The organism is Methylomonas sp. DH-1 (assembly GCF_046097555.1).
GTDB lineage: Bacteria > Pseudomonadota > Gammaproteobacteria > Methylococcales > Methylomonadaceae > Methylomonas > Methylomonas koyamae.
Genome location: NZ_CP143089.1, coordinates 2,786,579 through 2,811,009 on the forward strand (window position 1 = coordinate 2,786,579; position 24,431 = coordinate 2,811,009).

Below are 24,431 nucleotides of genomic sequence, written 5' to 3' on the forward strand. Positions count from 1 at the left end.
TATCCAATCCGTAATTTCCCTCCACATAACAGGAGAAATCATGAAAATCGGTGTTCCCAAAGAAGTCTACGACGGCGAAAAACGCGTCGCCACGACGCCCGAAGCCGCGGAAAAAATAATAAAGCTGGGGTTCGAAATCCTGCTGGAAAGCGGTGCCGGCGCCGACGCCAATATCTCCGACGACGCTTATCGTGCGGCCGGCGTGCAGATTGTCGAAACGGCCCAGGAACTGTGGCAGCAGAGCGACATCGTCATGAAAGTCCGCGCCCCGCAGCAGCATCCGCAACTAGGCGTCGACGAAGTCGAAATGCTGCGCGACGGGCAACATTTAATTAGCTTCATCTGGCCGGCGCAAAACGAAGCGCTGATGCAGAAACTGGCCGCCAAAAACGCCACGGTATTGGCGATGGACAGCGTGCCGCGCATGTCGCGGGCGCAGAAAATGGACGCGTTGAGCTCGATGGCCAATATCGCCGGCTACCGCGCCATTGTCGAAGCCGCCCAACATTTCGGCCGTTTCTTCACCGGCCAAATCACCGCCGCCGGCAAGATTCCGCCGGCCAAAGTGCTGGTGATCGGCGCCGGCGTGGCCGGACTGGCCGCGATCGGCGCCGCCAAGGGCATGGGCGCCATCGTCCGCGCCTTCGACACCCGGCCGGAAGTGAAAGAACAAATCGAAAGTATGGACGCCGAATTCCTGATGCTGGACTTCAAAGAAGACGGCTCCGGCAGCGGCGGTTACGCCAAAGTGATGTCCGCAGAATTCATCGCAGCCGAAATGGCCTTGTTCGCCCAGCAGGCCAAGGAAGTCGACATCATCGTCACCACCGCCTTGATTCCGGGCAAGCCGGCGCCGGAACTGATCACGGCCGAGATGGTGGCTTCGATGAAGCCGGGCAGCGTCATCGTCGACTTGGCCGCCGAGCAAGGTGGCAATTGCGCGCTGACCGAGAAAAACCAGGTCGTGGTCAAACACGGCGTCACCATCATCGGTTACACCAACCTGCCCAGCCGCCTGGCCAACCAGTCCAGCCAGCTTTACGCCACCAACTTACGCCACTTGCTGACCGACTTATGTCCGAACAAGGATGGCACCTTGAACGTCAATTTCGACGACGAAGTAATACGCGGCGCTACCGTTATTAAAGAGGGCAAAATCACCTGGCCACCGCCGCCGCCGCAGTTGTCGGCAGCGCCCAAAGCGGCCGCGGCGGCATCCGCTGCAGTGGCTACGGAACCGAAAAAACCGTTATTGCCGGAACCGATACGCCAGTTTTTGCCGATGGTGTTGGCCGGTCTGGCGCTATTCGGCGTCGGCGCCGTGGCCCCAGCCTCGTTTCTGGCTCATTTCACCGTATTCGTCTTGGCCTGCTTCGTCGGTTACATGGTGATCTGGAATGTGACGCCGTCATTGCACACGCCATTGATGAGCGTGACCAATGCCATCAGCGGCATCATCGTCATCGGCGCCCTGGTGCAAGTCTCGTCCACGACCGAAATCGTCGCCGGCTTGTCCGGATTGGCGATCCTGATCGCCTCGATCAACATCGCCGGCGGCTTCCTGGTCACCCGGCGCATGCTCGCCATGTTCAGAAAATAGGAGAAACGCAATGTCTAACGGAATGGTAACCATGGCCTATATTGCGGCTTCGATTCTTTTCATCCTCAGCCTGAGCGGCTTGAGCCGGCAGGACACTTCCCGGCGCGGCAATTATTTCGGCATGGTCGGCATGGCCATCGCCATCATTGCCACCGTGTTCAGCGGCAACGTCACGGCTTATGCGATTTTGAGCGTGGCCTTGCTGATCGGCGGCGCCATCGGCGCCCGCGCCGCCGCCAAAGTGGAAATGACGCAAATGCCGGAGCTGGTGGCATTGATGCACAGCCTGGTCGGTATGGCGGCGGTGTTGGTCGGTTACGCCAGTTTTCTCGACCACTCCAACACGCTGACCGGCGTCGAGCGCACGATCCACGAGCTAGAAATTTACATCGGCATCTTCATCGGTGCGGTGACTTTCTCCGGTTCGGTGATCGCCTTCGGTAAACTGTGCGGCAAAATCAACGGCAAACCGGTATTGCTACCGGCCCGGCACTGGCTGAACCTTGGCATGTTCGTCGCCACCTTTTTCCTGGGCGGCAGCTTCCTGGACGGCAGCGCAAACGGCGGCGGCATGACCCCGCTGTTGATCATGACCGCCATCGCGCTGGTATTCGGCGTGCACATGGTCATGGCCATCGGCGGCGCCGACATGCCGGTCGTGGTATCGATGTTGAACAGCTACTCGGGCTGGGCAGCGGCGGCTACCGGCTTCATGTTGAGCAACGATCTGCTGATTGTCACCGGCGCGCTGGTCGGCTCCAGCGGTGCAATTCTGAGCTACATCATGTGCCGGGCCATGAACCGCCACTTCTTGAGCGTGATCGCCGGCGGTTTCGGCAGCAGCGGCGGCGAAGCGGCGGAAGTGGTCGGCGAAGTGCAGCCGATCGAAGTCGAGGAAACCGCACAATTGCTGCGCGACTCGAAAGAGATCGTCATCATCCCCGGCTATGGCATGGCCGTCGCCCAAGCCCAGCACACCGTCAACGAAATCACCAAGTATCTGACCAGCCACGGCAAGAAAGTCCGCTTCGCGATTCATCCGGTCGCCGGCCGCATGCCGGGCCATATGAACGTGCTGCTGGCCGAAGCCAAGGTGCCGTACGACATCGTGTTCGAGATGGACGAAATCAACGAGGACTTTCCGCACGTCGACGTCTCTATCGTCATCGGCGCCAACGACATCGTCAACCCGTCGGCCTTGGACGACCCGAACAGCCCGATTGCCGGCATGCCGGTACTGGAATGCTGGAAAGGCGGAACGACCATCGTCCTGAAACGGTCGATGGCTTCGGGTTATGCCGGCGTCGGCAACCCGTTGTTCGTCCATGAAAATACCCGGATGTTGTTCGGCGACGCCAACGATAAATTGCAGGCCTTACTGAAAGCCTTACAAGACTGACCGTAACGGAGTCTCTTCGGCCGCGGCGTTAGCGTTTCGCCGCGGCCGGATTCAAGCGGAACCCAAGCGCTTGAGTTCAACCCCGGCCCCGCCTACTCAAAAATCCGACCCTGCACAAACCCATTTTGGCGCGATCGAAATTCTGCCATCGAATAAATCCGCGCACCGTTTCAAATAATCGCCAATTTCCCGAATCTTTAATTTAAATACCCTATTCGACTAACAGACTTTTACGCCTAATCGGATTATGGTTTTGCCATTTTCAACCGCCAGGAGAACACCATGTCCGAACCTCCCTTATCCGCGTATTCCATTACGTTATCCGAACAGATCAACCAAACTTTTTTAATGCACAAAGGTTACGAAGTATTCGCCAATTTAAAATCGCACGACGCCGCCTCGCTGTTCGATTCTTATTTTTTACCGCAAAAAACCATAGCCTCGTCGATCACCCACCAGCCCTGCCAAATCAGTTTTATCGGCAAGTTTCTGAAGCTGGGTTGACATCATCGGTAACCGGCCTGTCTGCCACAAGATAGGCCGGCCCTTCCCTCCTTTCGGTATAGTGCCGATTCTCCGCTTCCCAACCCGCCGCAACTGTTGACATATTTCTGACATATTCGCTGTCTAGAATTCGCGCCATACCGTTTTTTCTGGACTCTCTTCGATGATCGACGCCGAACGCATACTGCATGAAACCTACCCCGACTTCAAATTAGGCAAGGACAACAAATTGGTGGTTAAAGCTTTGAAAAAGCTGATCCACGAAGACGATTTCAACGACGTGATCCGCAAAAACCAGCACTTACGCGGCTTTGCGTTTTTAGACAAACTGCTGAAATACTTCAACTTCAGTTACCAGGTCGGTAACGATTCCTACAACAACATCCCGGCCGAAGGCCGGCTGATCATCGTCGCCAACCACCCGATCGGCACGCTGGATGGGCTGGCTTTGGTGAAACTGATCCGCTCGGTCCGGCCCGACGTGCGAATTGTCGCCAACCGCGTGTTATCGCATATGGAACCGTTGCAATCGATCTTCCTACCGGTCGACGTGCTGTCGGAAAAAAAGAAATTCAAGGACGTTTACAAGACGATGATCGATGCGCTGGAACACGAAGAAGCCGTGATTTTCTTCCCGGCCGGCGAAGTCTCGCGCATCACGCCGAAGGGCATCCGCGACGGCGCCTGGCAAAGCGGCTTCGTCAAACTGGCGCGCAAGACGCAAGCGCCGGTGTTGCCAATTTATATCAAAGCCAAGAATTCGGCCTTGTTTTACAGCGCATCGACGCTTTACAAACCGTTGGGCACGATGTTGCTGGTTAAGGAAATGTTCAACAAGAAAGGCCAGGAAATCAAATTCTTGGTCGGCGCGCCGGTGCCGTATCAAGCGCTCGCCGACAGTACCGAAACCAACAAACAACTGAGCCAGCGCTTCCGCAAACATGTGCAGAATCTGGGAAAGAAAAACAAAGCGCCGCTGTTCGACACCGTCGCCACCGTCGTCCACCCGTCCAATACCAAGGCGGTCAAAAAGGCCTTGTTCCAATCCCGCATGCTGGGCGAAACCCGCGACGGCAAAAAGATTTTTCTGTACCAATTCCGCGACGACTGCCCGGTCATGCAGGAAATTGCCCGGCTGCGGGAATTGACCTTCCGCACCGTGGAAGAAGGCACCGGCCTGGCCCTGGACTTGGATAAGTTCGATATTTACTACAGCCACATCGTGTTGTGGGACGACAACGATCTGGAAATCGTCGGCGCCTACCGCATCGGCGACGGCCCGGCCATTATGGCCAGCCACGGCATCGACGGTTTTTATACGCAGACCCTATTCGATTTGCGCGGCGAGTTCGTGGACTATCTGCCCAACAGCATCGAGCTTGGCCGCAGCTTCGTCCAACCGCGTTATTGGGGCCAACATAGCCTGGATTACTTGTGGTACGGCATCGGCGCGTATTTGCGGGAACGGCCGGACATCAAATACCTGTTCGGCCCGGTCAGCATCAGCAACGCCTATCCGCACGCCGCCAAGGAATTGATCATAGGCTTTTACCGCCAGCAATTCGGCGCCGATTTGCATCAGACCAAAGCCAGAAAGCCGTTCGTCATTTCCGAGGCCGGCCGGGCCTTCGCCGCCAGCGAATTCAATTCCGACTATTCGACCAGCTTCAAAGTGTTGAATAGCGAATTGAAAAAGCTCGGCGTCAAAGTACCGACCTTGTACAAGCAATACGTGGAACTGTGCGTGGACAAGGGCTGCCATTTCATCGATTTCAATATCGACCCGGACTTCAACAATTGCATCGACAGCCTGATCATGGTCGAAGTCGATAAAATCGCACCGAAAAAGCGCCAGCGCTATATCGAAAAATCATTGGCCGGCTAAACGCCGCCTGCGAACGACTCATGAAACAACGCGCATTCCCGGAATTGGAGCAGTTGGAAACGATTGCCGCCCGCCTAGGCAATCGTGCCCATTGCGAGATCGTCGAAACGGTCGAACACGCCGGCCGCCGGTTTCCGATCCACTGCCTGACGCTAGGCTCCAGCGCACCGGATGTGCCGGTCCTGGCCTACTTCGGCGGCGTACATGGCTTGGAAAAAATCGGGTCCGAAGTCATATTGGCCTATCTGCATACGCTGTGCGAATTGCTGGACTGGGACGAAGAACTGAACCGGCGCTTGAGTAAATCGCGCTTGGTGTTCATGCCGCTGGTCAATCCGGTCGGCGTGTTTCGCGGCACCCGCTGCAATGGCCACGGCGTGGACCTGATGCGCAATTCGCCGATCGAAAGCGACGGCAATACCCGCTTGTACAGCGGCCAGCGCTTCAGCCCGAAACTGCCCTGGTACCGCGGCGACGAATCTAAGATGGAAAAGGAAGCCCAGGCGCTATGTCGGGTGGTGCATCGCCATTTGTTCGACGCGCCGCTGGCCATTGCCGTGGACTTGCATTCCGGCTTCGGAATCCATGACCGACTCTGGTTTCCGTACGCATCTCGGCAAACGCCCTTTCCCGACCTGGCCGACGCCTATGCCTTAAAGCAGTTATTTGACCGTTGCTACCCCCACCATTTCTATAAAATCGAGCCGATGAGCCAGGAATACGTGATCAGCGGCGATTTATGGGATTACTTGTACGACGACTTCACCGACCGCTATCGGCAACGCAAACTGTTTTTACCGCTGACGCTGGAGATGGGATCCTGGCTGTGGCTGCGTAAAAGCCCGACCCATTTATTCCAACGCCACGGCTTATTCCATCCGTTGTTACCGCACCGGCAACAGCGGATATTGCGCCGGCATTTGACCTTGTTCGACTTTCTGTTTCGTTGTCTGCTGTATCCGCGGCAATGGGCAAAACTCGATACGCCGCAAGCGGAAGAGAACCAGCGCCAAGCCATGGAGTTATGGTATGGCTAGCGGTGTCGCCCAAGATTGGTTGCTGTTGCGCGGCCTGTGCCGGGAAAGCGGCCATTGGGGCGATTTTCCCAGCCTGCTGCAATCGGCATTTCCGGGTGCGCGCATCCGTTGTCTCGATTTGCCGGGGGCCGGCACGTTCCACGACGAAGCCAGCCCGAAACGGATAGAACTGATTACCGAATCGGTGCGGCAACGGGCGGTGGCAAACGGCTTGTTGGAGCAGCCTGCGACGATTCTGGCAATGTCGTTAGGCGGCATGGTGGCTTGGGAATGGTTGCAACGCTATCCGGACGATATCGCCGGCCTTGCGCTATTGAATACCAGCTTCGCCGGGCTCAGCCCGTTTTTCCACCGGCTGCGCTGGCAGAGTTATCGGCGGTTTCTGCAAATTCTGCTGGAAAAAGATGTTTACCGGAGAGAGTTGGCAATAATCCGCCTGACCAGTAACCGGCGCGAATCCGATCACGAATTGGCTGCAATCTGGGCCAATATTCAACAACAACGGCCGGTCACCATCAGCAATGCGCTACGCCAGCTATGCGCCGCATCGCGCTATCGCCCGGCCCCTTACAGGCAGCAAGCACCGGTATTGTTGCTAAACGGAAAAGGCGACAGAATCGTCGCCCAGGAATGTTCGAAGGCCATCCATAGCCGGTGGAGTATCCCTTTAGTCAGCCACCCTTGGGCCGGTCACGACCTGATACTGGATGACGGAATTTGGGTGGCTAAATGCCTGCAGGATTGGACGCAACAGCTATCCGAAATTACTTGATTTCAAATTCCGACTTATCGTGGCCGGCCGCCAGCAATTCCTGCATCCATTTCGGCGCCAGTCCTCTGCCTGACCATGTCAACGCCGCATTATTCGGGTTGCGGTATCGAGCCGCGACTTTGGATACTTTTCGCTCGGACTTTTTATCGCCATCGTGGATATCGACTACTACGCCGATAGACGCGGCCAATTCCTTAATCTGAGCGATAACTTCTTTACGCTTGCTGGACTGCCTTTCTTTCAAAGCTTTTTCGGCATTATCGATAACGGCTTGTAACTCGGCTTCGGATAGTTTATTAAAATCAGTCATATTTTCCTCTTTAATGAAAAGACGGAATAAATTCTATCACTAACTTTTAGCGAAAAAAACTATTATTCCGCGGATAATGAAAATTTCACTTCAGAGTATACCTTACCTTTCTTATCCGACAACCTTACTTGCCAGTCTCCGACGTCCTTATACGATAAAACTCGACTGGACCAAACCTTGGAACGGGTATCTTTTAAATCCAACTGCTTGTGCTGAACCACCTGTTTGTTTCGCAACCATTCGTGGAATAACCCCAACCCTCCGGGATTTCGAATCTCGGTAAAATAAAACAATTCCAAAGGTTTTCCTTTCACTACGGCGAACGCACCTTGGACCGGCTGGTCCGGCTCGTTGTCTTTTAATCGGGTATTCAAGGATGCTCGAATCACCCGGCGATCGAAAATAATACCGACCGGACTGCTGGCTTGCAGCCCAGCCTTAGCGTTATCGAGCGTGGGCGTCGGCGAAACGGCCGCGGAGTCTACCTTTATATTGTTGTCCTTGCCCTCGGCGGCCACCTGCTGCGGGTTGCTGGCTGCGGACATTGGATTCGATTGCGGCTCTTGAACTTTCTCGACCATTTCAGTCTGAGTATTGCCGGCGCGGTCGCCGCCGCTGAACGCAAAGTACAAAAACAGCGAAAATAACACTAACAAAACCAAGGCAATAACAATTCTACCCGTATGCCAAACAGTAATAGTCTGCGGCTCGGTTGCCGGCGTTGCCGTTTTAGATTTATCGTAATTTATTTTGATAACGACTCTATTATCCGCCATGCCTTTTCCTATTAATAAAAACCGAACCTGCGCCAAAACCGAGAACCGGAACTACAACCGGTGCTTGGTAATATAGCATTTTAGCTCTAACATAATTAACCCCCACCTGCCGATAACCAGGACGTTTGCAATGAGTAGCCTGCTTAAAGAATTCGAAGAGTCTTCATCGCTGTACGGCGGCAACGCCCACTACGTCGAGTACTTGTACGAACAATACCTGAACGCGCCGGAGACGATAAACCCCAGTTGGCGTGCCCGCTTCGACGCAATCCGCAGCGGCTCGACCGAAGACACGCCGCACAGTACCATCATCGACCGCTTCGAAAAGCTGGCTATCGCCGAACCCGGCAAACTGGCCCGGATGCAAGGTTTCACCGAACAAAGCGTGAAGAAGCAATCCGCGGTGGCCCGTTTGATCAACCATTATCGGGTCAAGGGCCACCAAATCGCCGCCAACAATCCTTTGCGCGAATCGAAGACCGTCCCGGCCGATCTGGATCCGCTGTATTACGGCTTGACCGAAGCCGATATGAGCACGCTATTCGATACCGGCGGTTTGTGCGGCATCGACCGCCTGCCGCTGAAGGCCATCCTGCAAACCTTGAAGGAAATCTACTGCGGCAGCATCGGCAGCGAGTATATGCACATCGTTGACGACGAGTCCAAGCGATGGATCAAGGACAAGCTGGAAGGTGCCAAACCCGATTTCTCCAGCCATCCGGAAAAACGCATCTGGTTGTTGAAGCTTTTGATCGCCGCCGAAGGCCTGGAAAAATTCCTGCACCGCAAATACGTCGGCCAAAAGCGCTTTTCGCTGGAAGGCGGCGAATCGCTGATCCCGATTCTCGACGAATTGATTCAGCGCGCCGGCGAACACAAGATCAAGGAAATCGTAATCGGCATGGCCCACCGCGGCCGGCTCAACGTATTGATCAATATTCTCGGTAAAAGCCCGGCCGTGCTGTTCGGCGAATTCGAAGGCACTCACACCTCGTCGCCGGGCGTGCTGACCGGCGACGTCAAATACCACCAGGGCTTTTCGTCGAATATCGCCACGCCCGGCGGCCCGATCCATTTGACGCTGGCGTTCAATCCGTCGCATTTGGAGATCATCAACCCGGTCGTGGAAGGCTCGGTTAAAGCCCGCCAAGACAGGCACGGCGTCGGCGGCATCGATGCGATCGTGCCGATCTTGATCCACGGCGACGCGGCGTTCGCCGGCCAAGGCATTGTCATGGAAACGCTGAACATGTCGGAGACCCGGGCGTTTTCGACCGGCGGTACCGTGCATATCGTCATCAACAACCAAATCGGCTTTACCACCAGCAATCCGTTCGACGCCCGCTCGACCTTGTACTGCACCGACGTGGCCAACATGATTCAGGCGCCGGTGTTCCACGTCAACGGCGACGATCCCGAAGCCGTAATTTTTATCACCCAATTAGCGCTGGATTACCGCAACACGTTTCATAAAGACGTGGTGATCGATTTGATTTGCTACCGCCGCCACGGCCATAACGAGGCCGACGAGCCGGCCGCGACCCAGCCCATGATGTACAAAGCCATCCGCGACCATCTGACGCCGCCGCAAATCTATGCGGCACAACTGATCGCCGACGGCGTCATCGACCAGGCCGGCGTACACCAACTGGAACAGCACTATCTGCAACAGTTGAACGAAGGCCTGCCGGTCTCGCGGCCCATCATCGAAAACAAGGCTTATTCTTACTCGGCACGCTGGGAACGGTTTTTGAACAAACATTGGGACATGCCGTCCGAGACCGCGGTGACGCTGGAACGCATTCGGTTCTGCAACCAGCGCCTGCAATCGTTTCCCGAGGGTTTCGAATTGCACCCGCGCGTCGCCAAGGTGATGGAAGACCGCAACAAGATGGCGGCCGGGGAAATGCCGATGGATTGGGGCTTTGCCGAAAACATGGCTTACGCCACGGTGTTGATGGACGGCTACGACTTGCGCCTGACCGGCCAGGACATCGGCCGCGGCACCTTTTCCCACCGCCACGCCATTCTGTTGAACCAAGCCAACGGCGAAAACTATATCCCGCTGAAGCATCTGGCCGAAAACCAAGGCCGGGCGCAGATCTTCAACTCGCTGCTGTCGGAAGCCGGCGTGCTCGGTTTCGAATATGGCTATAGCTCGACCGAACCGAACAAGCTGGTGATCTGGGAAGCCCAATTCGGCGACTTTGCCAACGGCGCCCAAGTCGTGATCGACCAATTCATCAGCTCCGGCGAAACCAAGTGGGGCAAACTCAGCGGCTTGGTGATGCTGTTGCCGCACGGTTTCGAAGGCCAAGGCCCGGAGCATTCCTCGGCCCGGCTGGAGCGTTATCTGCAATTGTGCGCGGACCAGAATATCCAGGTTTGCGTACCGACCACCCCGGCGCAAATCTTCCATTTGCTGCGCCGGCAAGTGGTGCGCGAATACCGCAAGCCGCTGATCGTGATGAGCCCGAAAAGCCTGCTGCGCCATAAACTGGCGGTGTCGGAGCTGGACGAACTGGTCAACGGCGAATTTCAGACCGTGATCGGCGAACAGGACGATATCGATCCGTTTCACGTCACCCGCTTGATTCTGTGCGCCGGCAAGGTTTACTACGATCTGTTGGAGACCCGGCGCGCAGACGGATTGCAACACGTTGCCATCGTCCGTATCGAACAACTTTACCCGTTTCCAAACGACCGATTCAAACAGGAGATTGACAAATTCCCTAATCTGGAACAAATCTACTGGTGCCAGGAGGAACCGAAAAACCAGGGCGCCTGGTACCAAAGCAAACACCATTTCTTCGACTTGGTGGATAACAACATTCCAATTCATTATGCCGGCCGCCCGCCTTGCGCGGCGCCGGCGGTGGGCAACTACAAAACCCACTTACAAGAACAACGTGCGGTAGTTCATGCCGCTCTCTATGGAAACAACGAAGGAAACAAACATGAGCTTTGATATTTTGGTACCCAGCCTCCCCGAATCGGTGTCCGACGCCACACTGGTCGCATGGCACAAACAGACCGGGGAATGGGTCAACGAGGGCGAAAATCTGGCCGATCTGGAAACCGACAAGGTGATTCTGGAAGTACCGGCCCCCAAGTCCGGCACGCTGGAAGCCATCGTCGTTCAAGACGGCGAAACCGTGGTCGGCGGCCAATTGCTGGCCAAACTGGACGCGCAAAGCGCCAAGGTGCCCCCGACTGCGGCGAAGCAGGAAGATGCCCCGCTCAGCCCGTCGGTACGCAAACTGGTAGCCGAAAACGAACTGGACCCCAGCTCGATCCAGGGCTCCGGCAAACACGGCCGGATTCTGAAGAGCGATGTGCTGGACTTTATGCACGACCAACAGGCGCAGCCGGAACCGGCGCCGGCCGCTGCCGCACCGGCGGCCGACACCAGCCATTCGCCGCTTTCGGCGACGGCCATCGCCGCATTGCGGCCGGAACAACGGGTACCGATGACCCGGCTGCGGGCCAAGGTTGCCGAGCGGCTGTTGCAGGCCCAGCAAAACGCCGCGATGCTGACCACGTTCAACGAGGTCAACTTGAAAGCGGTCATCGAGCTGCGCAACCAATATAAAGACCGTTTCGAAGCCAAACACAACATCAAACTCGGCTTCATGTCGTTTTTCGTCAAGGCTTCGATCGAAGCTTTAAAACGCTTCCCGGCCATCAACGCCTCGATCGACGGCAACGACATCATCTACCACGGCTACTATGACATCGGCATCGCCGTGACGACCCAACGCGGCCTGATCGTGCCGATTTTGCGCGACGCCGACCAACTGGATTTCGCCGGCATCGAAAAAGGCATCCACGATTTCAGTAACAAGGCCCGCAACGGTTCGATCAGCGTCGAAGACCTCAGCGGCGGCACCTTTACCATCACCAACGGCGGCATCTTCGGCTCGATGTTGTCCACACCGATTTTGAATCCGCCGCAGTGCGCCATTTTGGGCATGCACGCGATCAAGGACCGGCCGGTGGTCGAGAACGGCGAAATCGTGATCCGCCCGATCATGTACCTGGCTTTGTCTTACGACCACCGCCTGGTAGACGGCAAGGAAGCGGTGCAATTCCTCGGCATTATCAAGGAATGCCTGGAAGCCCCGGCGCATCTATTACTTAACATCTAGCCTTTCGGCGCCGGCAAGTTATACGCCGGCGCCTTTCTCGGACCGCACAGACATGCGCTACACCATCATCCCGGTTACGGCCTACCAACAAAACTGCACCCTACTGGTCTGCGAACACAGCAACAAAGCCGCCTTGGTCGATCCCGGAGGCGACATCGATTTGTTGCTGGAGGAAGTGCAAAAGCAAGGCGTGGAACTGGAGTCGCTGCTGTTGACCCACGGTCATTTGGACCATGTCGGCGGCACTGCCGAATTGGCCGCCAAGCTGTCGCTGCCTATCATCGGCCCGCAGTTGGAAGACGATTTCTGGATCAAATTATTGCCCGAGCAATGCCGGATGTTCGGTTTCCCGGAATCGGCCGGCTTCACGCCGCAACGCTGGTTGAACGACGGCGATACGGTTAAGGTCGGCGACGAAGTGTTACAGGTCATCCACTGCCCGGGCCATACCCCCGGCCATGTGGTGTTCTTCAGCGAAACTGAACGGCTGGCGCTGGTCGGCGACGTCTTGTTCAAAGGCTCGATAGGCCGCACCGATTTCCCGAAAGGCGATTACCAAACCCTGATCGATTCGATCGTCAACAAGCTCTGGCCGCTGGGAGAAGACGTCAAATTCATACCCGGCCACGGCCCGATGTCGACCTTCGCTGCCGAGATGCGCAGCAACCCTTATGTCGGACGTTACGCCGTTTCATCGTAACTCCGAAACATGGCCCGGAACGAATCCGCTCCGGGTATCGAGAAAGGTGCCGTTTTCGACGGCACCTGGCGAAGCGAAGGCGGTTTAGGCTACACCGCCATGCCCGCGAAAACCTGCGGGCACTCCCTCTGCAGCGTTAAGGAATGCCGGCCGGCAATTCTGCGGCGCTGGTGCTGTTCAGGCAAGTCGGATGACCGAAGCCGCCGGCACTTTTGCCATCGGCACCGATATCGTAAACGATGTTATCCGGGCGTAGCGCATCGCCGCTGACGCCACCTACACCGTGGATATGATCCAGACCCAAATTGTTTCTGACCCGCCAGGCGATATTGTGGTCCGCACACGAAGTATCGCCGCTCAAACCGACGCCGCCGACCAGGGTTTGCCCTGCCGCATACAAACCAAGGCCGCCGCCGAATACGTTGACGCCGCCGATTTTTTTACCGACCAACGGATCGACCGGCGTACCGTACAGGCCCTGGTTACCGCCATAAGCCGCTTCGGTATTGACCGGATTGCTTTCTTGCAGGCCGAATAAGCTGCCGCCGGGCTGTACCGCCGAATATAAATTTGCGGTCGACAAAGCCAAACCTTTATTCATGCCGGAACCGGCCGAAGCCGATGACGAATCCAGGCTCAAGGAATTGGCGGTATTGGCTTTCTGTGCCGAAATCACCCGGCTGGCCGGCCACTGCGCCGCACGATTGATACCGGAATATGCCACGGCACAAACCACGCCGTCGCGGTTGACGATAGTCGCCCACATATGCAGATTCAAACCGCTGGTTTCGGCGCTGACCGCCTGATCCAGCGCGGTTTTCAACGCAGCGTGGCTCGGCAGCCCCTTACAGGCGGCGCCGATACCTTTACCGCCTGCAAAATCCCAATCGGCCGATACGATGCCGGCATTTAGCAATGCCGCCAGCGAAGCTCCAAGTACCAGTTTCGAATTCATATCTTTTACCTCGTTATTGTTGTTGTAATTTGGATTCGGCAAACCAATGCAATGTTCGTTTGCCGCCATCAAAGCCGGCTTGACTCCAAGAAGCCAGCCGCGTTCGGATTCTAGTCTCGGCAACGATTAGGGGTCAACCGTCCGCGAGGACGGTAGCAAAGCCGGCGTAAGGCCAGCGAAGTAAGCCAACCGAGTCAGAACCAATAATGCAGGATCAGGCAGGCAACGCCGCCGGCGGCGACATCGTCGAGCATGATGCCCAAGCCGCCATCGACCTGGCGGTCCAGCCATTTGATCGGCCAAGGCTTCAGGATATCGAATAGCCGGAATAGCGCGAATCCGGCCAGCAGGCTCTGCCAGGACAGGGAAACGCCGAGCATGGTCACCAGGAAGCCGGCAACCTCGTCCCAGACGATACCGCCGAAATCGTGCACGCCAAGCTTGTGCGCGGCGCGGCCGCAAATTGCCACACCGGCCACGATGGCGACCATGGTCCCCACGGCGTAGACGACGCTGCCGGTTTGAGCCAATAACAGATACAGCGGAATCGCGGCAGCGGTACCGAACGTACCGGGCATGAACCTCGACAAGCCGGAACCGAACCCGAACGCCAAAAACAATACCGGATCACCGAGGATTTGCCGGACGCTTAACCGGTTGTTACCGTAATATTCTCTAAGCAAAATGCTGATATCCCCTAGCCTGGAGTTGCTCGATACGCCCTGCCCGGCGAATGCGCAAACCGGACTCGGCCTCGACGGCGCCGACGCAGTGGCAACCGGCCGGCACCATTGTCGCCGCTGCCATCGGCACGGTGAAACATAGTTCGTAGTCGTCGCCGGCGCTCAACGGCAGGGTCCAGTCCGAGCTGGTTGCAATGTACTCGCGCACCGGCGCCGACAACGGCAGCTTGTCCCAATCGATCACAGCGCCGACGCCGCTCTGTTGCAGAATATGGCCCAGGTCGGCCGCCAAACCATCGGAAATATCGATACAGGCGCTGGCGACGCCGCGCAGGGCCAGGCCTATTTCGATTCGCGGCAGCGGCCGGTCGAAACTTTGCAAGGCCGAACCGCCGTCGGCGCCCGGCAAACCCTGCCTGATCTTCAAGCCCAAGCCGGCATTGCCGAGCGGACCGCTGACGAAAATCAAATCGCCGGGTCTAGCCCCGGACCTTAGCAAAGCTTGGCCGCGCGGCACTGCGCCCATGGCCTGTACCGTCAAGGTTAGCGGTCCGGCGGTAGTATCGCCGCCGACCAGATCCACCCGGTATTGCCGGGCCAGGGCCATAAACCCATCGGCAAAACCTTGCAACCAGGCTTCGTCGACTTTCGGCAAGGTCAACGCCAACGTCACCGCAAACGGCTCCGCACCCATCGCCGCCAAATCGCTGAGGTTGACGGCCAATACCTTATGCCCCAAGGCATTCGGATCGACATCGGCAAAAAAATGCACGTTCTCGACCATGGTGTCGGCGGTTACGGCGATTTGGTAGCTGTCCGGCAGATTCAGTAAAGCGCAGTCGTCGCCGATGCCGAGTTGGTTGAACGGGTGTTGCAACGCGGTTCCGGCGAAGAAGCGCCGGATCAGGTCGAATTCGCCGAGCGCCATCAGTCGCCGGATTTGTGGCGCTGTTTGGCGGCGATTTCCTGTGCGCGCTGCTTCTGCGCCACCTTATCCAGAATACCGTTGACGTATTTGTGGCTGCCGTCGGCGCCGAAATCCTTGGCCAGATTGACGCCCTCGTTGATGATGACCTTGTACGGCGTTTCCAGACGGTTGATCAATTCGTAAGCGCCGATGCGCAGGATGGCCCGTTCTACCGGATCGATTTTCTCCACCGGCCGGTCGACGAATTCGGCCAACGCGGCGTCGATCACGTCCAGTTGTTTCGGCACGCCGTGGAACAGTTCGCTGAAATAGGTTTTCTGGGCGCCTTTCAAATGCTCTTCTTCCAGAAAATAGGTCTCGATCCGGGTCAGACTGTCGCCCGACATCTGCCATTGGTACAAGGCCTGCACCGCACATTTTCTGGCGTTGGTTTTTGCCTGGCTCATTAACTGCCCTGGTTGCCGTTCAAGGCCTGGAACAGGCTGACCATTTCGATCGCGGACTGAGCGGCTTCGGCGCCTTTGTTGCCGGCTTTGGTGCCGGCGCGTTCGATCGCCTGCTCGATGCTATCCACCGTCAACACGCCGAATGCGACCGGGATATCGTATTGCAATGCAACCTGGGCGATGCCTTTGACGCATTCGCCGGCCACGTATTCGAAATGCGGCGTGCCGCCGCGGATTACCGCGCCCAAAGCGATAATCGCATCGTATTTTTTGGCGGCGGCAATGCGTTGCACCACCATCGGCAGTTCGAAGGCGCCGGGCGCCTTGACCAGCGTAATATCGTTGCGGTCGGCGCCGTGACGCACCAACGCATCGATCGCACCGCCTTCCAGTTGTTCGACGATAAAGCTGTTGAAGCGCGAAGAGACGATGCAAAACTTGCCGCCTTGCGCGGAAAAATTACCTTCGACGGTAGTCACTGTTGCCATGTATTTACCTAATGGATGAGAGATTGAAATTACGTGGATTTAGTTGCCGGCATCGATATGTTCGACCACTTCCAAATCGAAACCGGACAAGCCTATATATTTTTTCTGCGCGCCCATCACCTTGAGCCGGCGTACGCCCAGATCGGACAAAATCCGCGAGCCGGCGCCGGTGGTACGCCAATCGGCATCGGCGCTGAGATCGCGGCCGTGTTTGACGCCGTGATCCTGCATTTGGTAGCTATGGATCAATTCGACCAAATCTTTGTTGTTTTCTTTCTGCCTGATCAGCACCAAAACGCCGCGGCCGGCCTCGGCGATGTTTTTCAGCGCCTCGCGCACCGGCAGGCTGCAATCGCTGCGCTTGGAAAACAGCAAATCGTCGATCAGGTTACGCGCATGCACCCGGACCAATACCGGCTCGTCGCCGGCCACGTCGCCCATGACCAAAGCCAAATGCACGTTGTCGTCGTTGCAATCCTGGTAGGCGTATAACCGGAAATCGCCGAACTCGGTCGGGTAAACGCATTCGCTGATGCGTTCAAGCGTATTTTCGTGCTTGATCCGGTAATGGATCAAATCGGCAATCGTGCCGATTTTCAGGTTGTGGCGTTCGGCAAACGCCTCCAGATCGGGACGGCGGGCCATAGAGCCGTCGTCGTTCAGAATTTCGACAATGACCGCCGCCGGCTCCACGCCTGCCAATCGCGCCAAATCGCAACCTGCTTCGGTATGCCCGGCTCGGTTCAACACGCCGCCGGCCTGCGCCATCAGCGGAAAAATATGGCCGGGCTGCACCAAATCGCCGGGTTGGGCATGCTTGGCCACCGCGGCTTGCACCGTCAACGCCCGGTCCGCCGCGGAAATGCCGGTGGTAACGCCCTCGGCCGCTTCGATCGAAACGGTGAAATTGGTGGTGTAAGGCGTGCGGTTGTCGTTGACCATCAATGGCAAGCGCAATTGCTGGCAACGTTCGCAGGTCAAGGTTAAACAGATCAGGCCGCGGCCGTACTTGGCCATGAAATTGATGTCTTCCGGGCGAACGAATTCCGCCGCCATCAATAAGTCGCCCTCGTTTTCCCGGTCTTCGTCGTCCATGATGATGACCATCTTACCCAGGCGCAGATCGCCGATAATTTCTTCTATGCTATTCATTGGATAAAACCTGCGTCGTGAAGTAGCGCCTCGGTGATCGATCCCCGGCCGCGGGCGGCGGCGTCGCCCTGCATCAAGCGCTCCAGGTAGCGGGCCAGCAAATCGACTTCCAGATTGACCCGGTCGCCGACTTCGGCGTGGCCGAGCGTGGTTTCCTGCAAAGTATGCGGCACGATATTCACCGCGAACGTGGCGCCGTCGACGCTGTTGACCGTCAGGCTGATGCCGTCGATGCAGATCGAACCTTTTTCGGCGATATATTTGGCCAGCGAGTTCGGCGCCTTGAATTTGAAGCGCCACGAGCGGCCGTCGGCGCGCTTCTCCAGTATCTGGCCGATGCCGTCGACATGGCCGCTGACGATATGCCCGCCCAACCGGCTGGACGGCGTCAGCGCCAATTCCAGATTGACCGGCGTGCCGGCCTTGGCCTGGCTTAACGTGGTGCGCGACAAGGTTTCGTTCGACACGTCGGCACTGAAGCGATGCTCGGCCAATTCGACCGCGGTCAGACAAACGCCGTTGACGGCGATACTGTCGCCGAGCGCGCAGTCTTGCAGCGGCAGTTTGCCGGTGTCGATACTCAACCGGCAATCTCCGCCTCGGGGTTGCACGGCGGCGATGCGGCCGACGGCTAAAACAATTCCGGTAAACATGGTATTTCGCTCGATGATTCGGGTTGGCAGGAAGTTTCAGCGTTTAGGCTGTTCAGCCGGTTGCGCGGCGGGTTCCTGGGTTTTATCGGCTTTTTGCGGCTTGCGATAAACGGTTACCGACTGGTAGACGCCGCTATGGTAATCGTAAATTTCGATCTCATGTTCCTCGCCGACGAATTTGCCGCCTTCGATTTTAACGGTTTTCGCCGGTTTCGAATCGTCTTCCTCCGCGCCGGCCAGGCCCGGTAGCGACAACAATAGCAATAGACAAACTGTAACAATCCTCATAACGGCATAACCCTAATCGGAAATCGCTTGCGGCCGGTATTGCAACCGTAAATCCGGGCCTACTTGCCGCGCTTCCGCCAAATAAAGTTGCTTCTTGTCTTGCAGGCGTTGCAACTGCGGCAGCCGGAACAGCCCGCGCCCGCTGTCGCCCAATATGCAAGGCGCCATATAAATAAACCATTCGTCGACCAGGCCGCTATTCAACAAAGCACCGTTCAAACTCGAGCCGGCCTCGACCCACACCGTGTTGATTTGCCGCTCTGCCAGCAACCTGCAAACTTGGTGCAAATCGGTGCGTCCGCCCTGAGCGTCGACTTGAAACACTTTACAACCGGCATCGAGCAAACGCTGCCGTTTTACCGAGTCGCTACTCGAAGTCACAATCCAGACCTCCGCAGCATCCTGCAACATCCGCGCTGCCGGCGGCATGCGCAACCGGCTGTCCAATACCACTTTCACCGGCTGGACCACATCGAAATCGACTCTCGCACTCAACGACGGATCGTCGGCCAGCACCGTGTCGATTCCGGTCAAAACCGCGCTGCTGGCCGCTCGCCAACGTTGAACGTCCTGGCGCGACTGCGGCGAGGTGATCCACTGGCTTTCCCCGCTGGCCATCGCCGTACGCCCGTCCAGGCTCATGGCCAGCTTGCTGCGAATCCAGGGCAAGCCCTGGCTCATCCGTTTGAAAAAGCCGCGGTTCAAATTTTCCGCCTCGCTTTGCAACACGCCGCAGACGACTTCGATCCCGGCCGCGGCGAGCTGCTGCAAACCCCGGCCGGACACCAGCGGATTCGGGTCTTGCATTGCGGCGACCACCCGGCTGACGCCGGCCGCGATCAACGCCTCGGTACAAGGCCCGGTCTTACCCTGGTGGCTGCAGGGCTCCAGCGTGACGTAGGCAGTGGCGCCGCGGGCATCGCCGGCCCGGCTCAATGCGTCCACTTCGGCATGGGCGTATCCGGCGCGCTGGGTCCAGCCCTCAGCGATGATTTCGCCAAGTTTGACCAACACACAGCCGACGTGGGGATTGGGATCGGTCGTGTACAGGCCGTTTTGCGCCAGTTTCAAGGCCCGCGCCATAAAGGCGGCGTCTTGGCTAGACGTCATGTTTCTGCAAATTTTCGATGACGGCGGTGAAATCGGAGACGTCCTGGAAGCTGCGGTAAACGGATGCGAAACGCACGAAAGCGACGTGGTCCAGCGCCTTCAGTTCGTTCATGACCATCTCGCCCAGTTCGCGCGCCGGAATCTCCCGCTCGCCTCTGGCCGTCAACGTCTTTTTGATCCGGCTCAACGCGGCTTCGACCGCATCGACCTGTACCGGCCGCTTCTCCAGCGCCCGTTGTATGCCGGCCCGCAATTTTTGCTCGTCGAAACTTTGCCGGGCGCCGTTACGTTTGATAATGCGCGGCAGCGTCAACTCGACCACTTCGAACGTGGTAAACCGCTCCTTGCAGGCTACGCATTCCCGCCGGCGCTTGACTTGGTCGCCGTCGTCGGCCAGACGGGTATCGATCACCCGCGTGTCTTGTGCAGCGCAAAACGGACAACGCATGTTAAAAATCGGAGCTCGGTTTAAAGCGCCGCATTTTATTACAGAACCCGGTTATATTGAAATCGGCTAATAATTGGCGCCACCCTCGTTCAGCACGCCTTTGGCGACCGAACGGATATGCACGTCGCGTTGCGGATAGGGAATTTCGATATGGTGCGCCTGCAGCGCTTCGTAAATCTGGATATGCAATTTATGGGTCGCGACGGCACGGTCGCTCAACTCGCGCACGAATACGTTGACTTTGAATTCCAACGCGCTTTCGCCGAAGCCGACGAAACTGATCGCCGGCTCCGGATCGGCCAGCACCTGTTCGGTATTTTTCACTGCCTGACTCAAAATCTGCTCCACCAGCTCGATATCGGTGCCGTAGGATACGCTGACCGGCACCACCACCCGGGTCACGGTATCGGACAAGGTCCAGTTGATCAGTTGGTCGGTAATGAAGGTTTTGTTCGGCACCACCAATTCCTTGCGGTCCCAGTCCACAATATGCGTTGCCCGCATTTGGATCCGACTGACCCGGCCGGTAACGTCGCCGACCGTGACGGTATCGCCAACCCGAATCGGCCGTTCGAACAGCAAGATGATACCCGACACCATATTGGCGAAGATTTCCTGCAAACCGAAACCCAAACCCACGCTGAGCGCCGCCACCAGCCATTGCACCTGCGACCAACTACCGCCCAGCTCGTTGGCGACCGCCAAAAAAGCGACCGAGACCAAGCTATAACGCACCAACTGGATCAGGGCGTAGCGGCCGCCGGCGGTCATGGCGAATTTGCCGGCGGTCGCCAAATCGACCAGGGTCGGAAAGTTACCGACAAACAAAAACGCCAGACCGATGTAGACCAGACACAACAGCAGGTTGATCAAGGTCACCGGTTGCAGGGCTTCCTTGCCGTCCACGACTTGCGCGTGTTGCCACAACACGACTTGGTCGAACACCGAAAACGCCGGCAGGATATCGCTCCAGATCAGCCAGGCGCCGACGGCGATCATTACCCCGGTTACTGTGGCCAGAAAATTGTGGCCTTGCTGGTTGATTTTGGAGATGTCCAGCAATTCCTCATCCAGCGGAATTCCGCCCTCGGTGCCTGCCGCCGCCGCAGCCTGTTCGATCTGCTTGCGCTTTTGCCGGGCATTCTTCAGCGCCAAGCGGCGCTGGGTATTACGCAACCAGCGCAATACCAGAGCCTGAAACAGAGAGACGAAGAACACCAACCGCAAGCTGTCGATCAGCTTTTGTTCCAGCTCCAACGCGCTTTGGTAATAACCGGCCACGGCGAAACCGATGATCGCCAACGGCGTCAGCAGCGCAATCGCATACCAGACGTAACGCAAACGGCTGAACCAGCCGGCGGACTGTTGGTAGAAATAGCGGCCCAGGCCGGTTTGCGGCTGGGCCAAGCGGTGAAACACGTAGCTGAAGGTCAGCATCATCACGATCAACGCGGTACGGCCCAAGGCATAGCTATGTTCGGAAAACAAGTCGCTGCCGGTCATCGACATGATGAACACGCTGGGCAACAACAGAAAGCGGGCCCACTTCATTTGGCCGTACAGCAAGTTGGTGACATGCTCCGGCCAATGGAACAGGGTTTCGGCAATGCCGTCGGGTTTGAACAGGCGAAAGAAAAACTGCACGACGAACAGCGACAAGGCCGTCGCGACCATACCCTCGGCGAAAGCATGGCTAAAAAAATCGGCGCGGGCGTTCAATAGCAATACGCCGCCGATCCAGGCCATCAATAAAGCACCATACAGCGACAGCAACATCAAATAGCCCATCCCCGACAGAATTTCGCCGAAACTATGGCCTAGCGGATTTTTGTCGAGCAGATGCGTCAGCCTGCGTTTCAGGTTTAACCGAAAACGCCAATGCAACACCACGATGCCCAAGCCGACCAGGACCAATAGCGGAAAATTGGCGATGCTCTCGCCGAAATTCGCCGCCACCCGCAACCAGTTGTCGGGACTGAAAAACCAGACCAGCGACGAAAAAATGTCTTTCACATAGTATTTGTCGATCACCCGCGCACTGGGTACCCACAGCAGGCGTTGGTCGAGGTAGGCACTAAACTTGTCGGCCACGCCCAGCATTTGTTGCAGGCTGAAATCGACATCCCCCAATAGCCTGCCGTATTCGTTGTAGCTGGTGGCCAGGCGCATTACCAGATCCTTGCGGTCGTTCAGCAGCATGCGCAATTCGGTGCGAATCCGCAATTTTTCGGCGTCGTCGGTATCGGCCGGCAATCGGCCGATCTGATTCAATAACACTTGGTTGACGTCGGCCAGCTCTTTCTTGGCTTCGTCGAGCTTGAACATTTCCAGACTGGCCAACGCGATCTGCTCCTGGATGTCGTCGGCCAATTGGGCGAACTGTTTGCGCTGCGGCACATTGCGGCGTTGTTCACGCAATAAGTTGCCCAAGGCCGGGCTCAAACCGGCCAGGTTGATTTTTTGCTCGGCGCTTTGAAAGTCTTTTTCCAACTGCTTGCCGCGGGCGTCGATCTCGGTTTTTTGCAGCAGGTACTGCTCCATGTTCTTATTGATGTCCTGCAGGCTGTGGTTGTACTGCATGTTCGTTTTGGTCGCATCTCGGATGAACGGATGCTTGCCCTCGGCATCCTTCTCCGCCTGCGCCAATTCGGCCTGCTCCTTGTCGATTTCCTGCTGGCGCCGGTCCAGTAACAAATTATCCAGATCGGCGATCGCCAGACCTTGCAACTCGCGCTGCAGCGTGGCCAGATGCATCCGGTCTTTTTCGACCTGCAGCCGCAACGGGCTGCTGATATTTTCCAACTCCAAGGTTTTCAAGGTGCTGTTCAGCAGCCGAATCCGGGTATCCACTTGGATCTGCCGCGCTTCGCGCTCGTAGATATTATCGGCGGCACGTGCGGCCAAAGTTTGCTGCTCCTGTAAACTGGAGGCCTGCTTGTTTTTGATTTCGGCGACTTTTTCCCGAATCAGTTGCGGCCGGCCGTTCAACTCGCCGATTTGCGCTTCGATCCGGCTGATTTCGGCATCCAGATCGCTGAGCCGGGTTTTTTCGATGATCAAGCGCTGTTCCAACTCGTCGGTCGGGACCAGGGCCAGTTTTTCCGGTTTGCGGTTTTTCAGGCCGTTTTCCGCCTCGGTAATCTGGCCGGCAATTTGTTTGGCCACCACCGGATACAGATTCAGCGCCTGTTTGAAGGATTCGGCTTGCGCATCCTGGGCTTCGGCCTCGCTCAGGTTGTCCTCGCTCTCGCGGTAGGCGGCCAGGATGCGGTTCTTGACGTCTTCGGCCAGATTCTGTTTATCCTTGACCGATTGCACGCGCTGTTGGATATCCGCCCGCGACACTGCCTTGATCGCAGTGGCGGGCTGGGCGGCGTTGCCGGCATCGGCCGCCAGCAACGCCGCTAAAAAAAACAGGCCGTGCAGAAAAAATTTTACGTTCATGGATTAGTGTATTCAGCTTAAATCGAAATTAGCCGTCTGGAGTCTTTATGCCGCACGATCGCGAGGGCGTGATCAAATACCGTCTCGACCACCAATACCGGGCGTTGCCAAGCGATGCGGATTTAGCCGAAATCAGCGCCTGGCGCAGCATCGTGTACCGGCTGGGGCTGATCGGCCGCACCGCCGGCAAATACGATGGGCTCGGCTTCGGCAACATCAGCAGCCGGCGCGCGCCCGGCCAGGACGGTTTTTTGGTTTCCGCTACCCAGACCGGCCACCTGCCGCAGCTCGGCCCGGAGCATTATGCCTGGGTCACCGCCGCAGCGCCGCAACAGAATTACCTGCAAGCCCAAGGCCCGGCGCAACCGTCTTCGGAAGCCTTGACTCACGCCGTGATCTACCAAGGATTGCCCGGCGTGCAGGCCGTGATTCACGGGCATTGTCCGGAAATTTGGCACAATACCGCAAAATTGCGCTTGGCGCATACCGCAGCCCACATCCCTTACGGCACCCCGGAAATGGCACGCGCCGTGACAAGTATTTTGCAAACGCTGGAAAAAACGGAGAGCGGCATATTTACCATGCTGGGACACGAGGACGGCGTCGTGGCGTTCGGCACTTCGCTAAGGCAAGCGGCCGAGCTATTGATCGGACAGTTGGCGCTGGCCTTGGCGCTTGAGCAAAACCGGTCCGACCGTTAGAATG

23 protein-coding genes are annotated in these 24,431 nt (G+C 57.2%); 10 read left to right on the forward strand and 13 right to left on the reverse strand.

The genetic code is table 11. The features are described from left to right. The first annotated feature begins 40 nt into the window (after nt 1-40). The 6 genes from VXJ35_RS12670 (at nt 41) to VXJ35_RS12695 (ending at nt 7,197) form a co-directional block, all read left to right on the forward strand. Nucleotides 41-1,600: a Re/Si-specific NAD(P)(+) transhydrogenase subunit alpha gene (locus tag VXJ35_RS12670; protein ID WP_064021837.1), complete on the forward strand. Its 1,560-nt coding sequence runs from the start codon at nt 41-43 to the stop codon at nt 1,598-1,600. Nucleotides 1,601-1,610: 10 nt separating this feature from the next. Further along, nucleotides 1,611-2,999: a Re/Si-specific NAD(P)(+) transhydrogenase subunit beta gene (pntB, locus tag VXJ35_RS12675; protein WP_064021838.1), complete on the forward strand. Its 1,389-nt coding sequence runs from the start codon at nt 1,611-1,613 to the stop codon at nt 2,997-2,999. A gap of 282 nt (nt 3,000-3,281) precedes the next feature. Continuing rightward, nucleotides 3,282-3,503, forward strand: a complete 222-nt coding sequence (locus tag VXJ35_RS12680; protein WP_054761653.1) for a hypothetical protein — start codon at nt 3,282-3,284, stop codon at nt 3,501-3,503. Nucleotides 3,504-3,666: 163 nt separating this feature from the next. Continuing rightward, nucleotides 3,667-5,388, forward strand: coding sequence for a lysophospholipid acyltransferase family protein (locus tag VXJ35_RS12685; RefSeq protein ID WP_064021839.1), 1,722 nt, complete (start codon nt 3,667-3,669; stop codon nt 5,386-5,388). 20 nt (nt 5,389-5,408) lie between these two features. Then, nucleotides 5,409-6,425, forward strand: coding sequence for a M14 family zinc carboxypeptidase (locus VXJ35_RS12690; protein ID WP_064021840.1), 1,017 nt, complete (start codon nt 5,409-5,411; stop codon nt 6,423-6,425). Further along, nucleotides 6,418-7,197, forward strand: a complete 780-nt coding sequence (locus tag VXJ35_RS12695; protein WP_064021841.1) for an alpha/beta fold hydrolase — start codon at nt 6,418-6,420, stop codon at nt 7,195-7,197. Before VXJ35_RS12690 ends, VXJ35_RS12695 begins: the two co-directional genes overlap by 8 nt. Here VXJ35_RS12695 and VXJ35_RS12700 read toward each other — a convergent pair. Both VXJ35_RS12700 and VXJ35_RS12705 read right to left on the reverse strand, forming a co-directional pair. Beyond that, a complete protein-coding gene (locus VXJ35_RS12700; protein ID WP_054763545.1) occupies nt 7,190-7,507 on the reverse strand; it encodes an H-NS family nucleoid-associated regulatory protein in 318 nt (105 codons plus the stop codon). The two genes, VXJ35_RS12695 and VXJ35_RS12700, sit on opposite strands and share 8 nt — an antisense overlap. A 62-nt stretch (nt 7,508-7,569) precedes the next feature. Continuing rightward, nucleotides 7,570-8,283 carry a DUF2914 domain-containing protein gene (locus VXJ35_RS12705; protein WP_064021842.1) on the reverse strand — a complete coding sequence of 238 codons (714 nt, stop codon included), beginning with the start codon at nt 8,281-8,283 and terminating at the stop codon, nt 7,570-7,572. A gap of 130 nt (nt 8,284-8,413) precedes the next feature. On the opposite strand from VXJ35_RS12705, the gene VXJ35_RS12710 reads away from it, so the two are divergent. The 3 genes from VXJ35_RS12710 to VXJ35_RS12720 are packed head-to-tail and all read left to right on the forward strand — an operon-like array spanning nt 8,414 to nt 13,131. Continuing rightward, nucleotides 8,414-11,251, forward strand: coding sequence for a 2-oxoglutarate dehydrogenase E1 component (locus VXJ35_RS12710; RefSeq protein WP_064021843.1), 2,838 nt, complete (start codon nt 8,414-8,416; stop codon nt 11,249-11,251). Further along, nucleotides 11,241-12,431, forward strand: a complete 1,191-nt coding sequence (odhB, locus tag VXJ35_RS12715) for a 2-oxoglutarate dehydrogenase complex dihydrolipoyllysine-residue succinyltransferase (protein ID WP_064021844.1) — start codon at nt 11,241-11,243, stop codon at nt 12,429-12,431. Before VXJ35_RS12710 ends, odhB begins: the two co-directional genes overlap by 11 nt. 52 nt (nt 12,432-12,483) lie before the next feature. Next, nucleotides 12,484-13,131: an MBL fold metallo-hydrolase gene (locus VXJ35_RS12720; protein ID WP_064021845.1), complete on the forward strand. Its 648-nt coding sequence runs from the start codon at nt 12,484-12,486 to the stop codon at nt 13,129-13,131. A gap of 136 nt (nt 13,132-13,267) precedes the next feature. Here VXJ35_RS12720 and VXJ35_RS12725 read toward each other — a convergent pair whose 3' ends face one another. The 11 genes from VXJ35_RS12725 to VXJ35_RS12775 all read right to left on the reverse strand — a co-directional run bounded on the left by VXJ35_RS12725 (nt 13,268) and on the right by VXJ35_RS12775 (nt 23,726). Beyond that, nucleotides 13,268-14,086, reverse strand: a complete 819-nt coding sequence (locus tag VXJ35_RS12725; RefSeq protein ID WP_064023498.1) for a heme-binding protein — start codon at nt 14,084-14,086, stop codon at nt 13,268-13,270. 194 nt (nt 14,087-14,280) lie between these two features. Then, nucleotides 14,281-14,778: a phosphatidylglycerophosphatase A gene (locus tag VXJ35_RS12730; protein ID WP_064021846.1), complete on the reverse strand. Its 498-nt coding sequence runs from the start codon at nt 14,776-14,778 to the stop codon at nt 14,281-14,283. Next, the gene (gene thiL, locus VXJ35_RS12735; RefSeq protein WP_064021847.1) at nt 14,762-15,697 is read right to left on the reverse strand and encodes a thiamine-phosphate kinase; all 936 of its coding nucleotides are present in this window, start codon (nt 15,695-15,697) and stop codon (nt 14,762-14,764) included. The genes VXJ35_RS12730 and thiL overlap by 17 nt, the downstream gene beginning before the upstream one ends. After that, a complete protein-coding gene (nusB, locus tag VXJ35_RS12740) occupies nt 15,697-16,143 on the reverse strand; it encodes a transcription antitermination factor NusB (protein ID WP_054762456.1) in 447 nt (148 codons plus the stop codon). The genes thiL and nusB overlap by 1 nt, the downstream gene beginning before the upstream one ends. Continuing rightward, nucleotides 16,143-16,631: a 6,7-dimethyl-8-ribityllumazine synthase gene (gene ribE / locus VXJ35_RS12745; RefSeq protein WP_064021848.1), complete on the reverse strand. Its 489-nt coding sequence runs from the start codon at nt 16,629-16,631 to the stop codon at nt 16,143-16,145. The genes nusB and ribE overlap by 1 nt, the downstream gene beginning before the upstream one ends. A gap of 39 nt (nt 16,632-16,670) precedes the next feature. Continuing rightward, the gene (gene ribBA / locus VXJ35_RS12750; RefSeq protein WP_064021849.1) at nt 16,671-17,783 is read right to left on the reverse strand and encodes a bifunctional 3,4-dihydroxy-2-butanone-4-phosphate synthase/GTP cyclohydrolase II; all 1,113 of its coding nucleotides are present in this window, start codon (nt 17,781-17,783) and stop codon (nt 16,671-16,673) included. Further along, on the reverse strand, nt 17,780-18,436 hold the full coding sequence (locus VXJ35_RS12755; RefSeq protein WP_064021850.1) for a riboflavin synthase: 657 nt from the start codon (nt 18,434-18,436) through the stop codon (nt 17,780-17,782). Before VXJ35_RS12755 ends, ribBA begins: the two co-directional genes overlap by 4 nt. Nucleotides 18,437-18,472: 36 nt before the next feature. Further along, nucleotides 18,473-18,724 carry a hypothetical protein gene (locus VXJ35_RS12760; protein WP_157198176.1) on the reverse strand — a complete coding sequence of 84 codons (252 nt, stop codon included), beginning with the start codon at nt 18,722-18,724 and terminating at the stop codon, nt 18,473-18,475. A gap of 12 nt (nt 18,725-18,736) precedes the next feature. After that, entirely contained in the window at nt 18,737-19,834 is a 1,098-nt protein-coding gene (gene ribD, locus VXJ35_RS12765; protein WP_064021852.1) for a bifunctional diaminohydroxyphosphoribosylaminopyrimidine deaminase/5-amino-6-(5-phosphoribosylamino)uracil reductase RibD, read from the reverse strand. After that, nucleotides 19,824-20,282: a transcriptional regulator NrdR gene (gene nrdR / locus VXJ35_RS12770; protein WP_054762448.1), complete on the reverse strand. Its 459-nt coding sequence runs from the start codon at nt 20,280-20,282 to the stop codon at nt 19,824-19,826. Before nrdR ends, ribD begins: the two co-directional genes overlap by 11 nt. A gap of 66 nt (nt 20,283-20,348) precedes the next feature. Further along, the gene (locus VXJ35_RS12775; RefSeq protein WP_064021853.1) at nt 20,349-23,726 is read right to left on the reverse strand and encodes a mechanosensitive ion channel domain-containing protein; all 3,378 of its coding nucleotides are present in this window, start codon (nt 23,724-23,726) and stop codon (nt 20,349-20,351) included. 47 nt (nt 23,727-23,773) lie between these two features. On the opposite strand from VXJ35_RS12775, the gene VXJ35_RS12780 reads away from it, so the two are divergent. Continuing rightward, nucleotides 23,774-24,427, forward strand: coding sequence for a class II aldolase/adducin family protein (locus VXJ35_RS12780; RefSeq protein ID WP_064021854.1), 654 nt, complete (start codon nt 23,774-23,776; stop codon nt 24,425-24,427). Nucleotides 24,428-24,431: the final 4 nt, after the last annotated feature.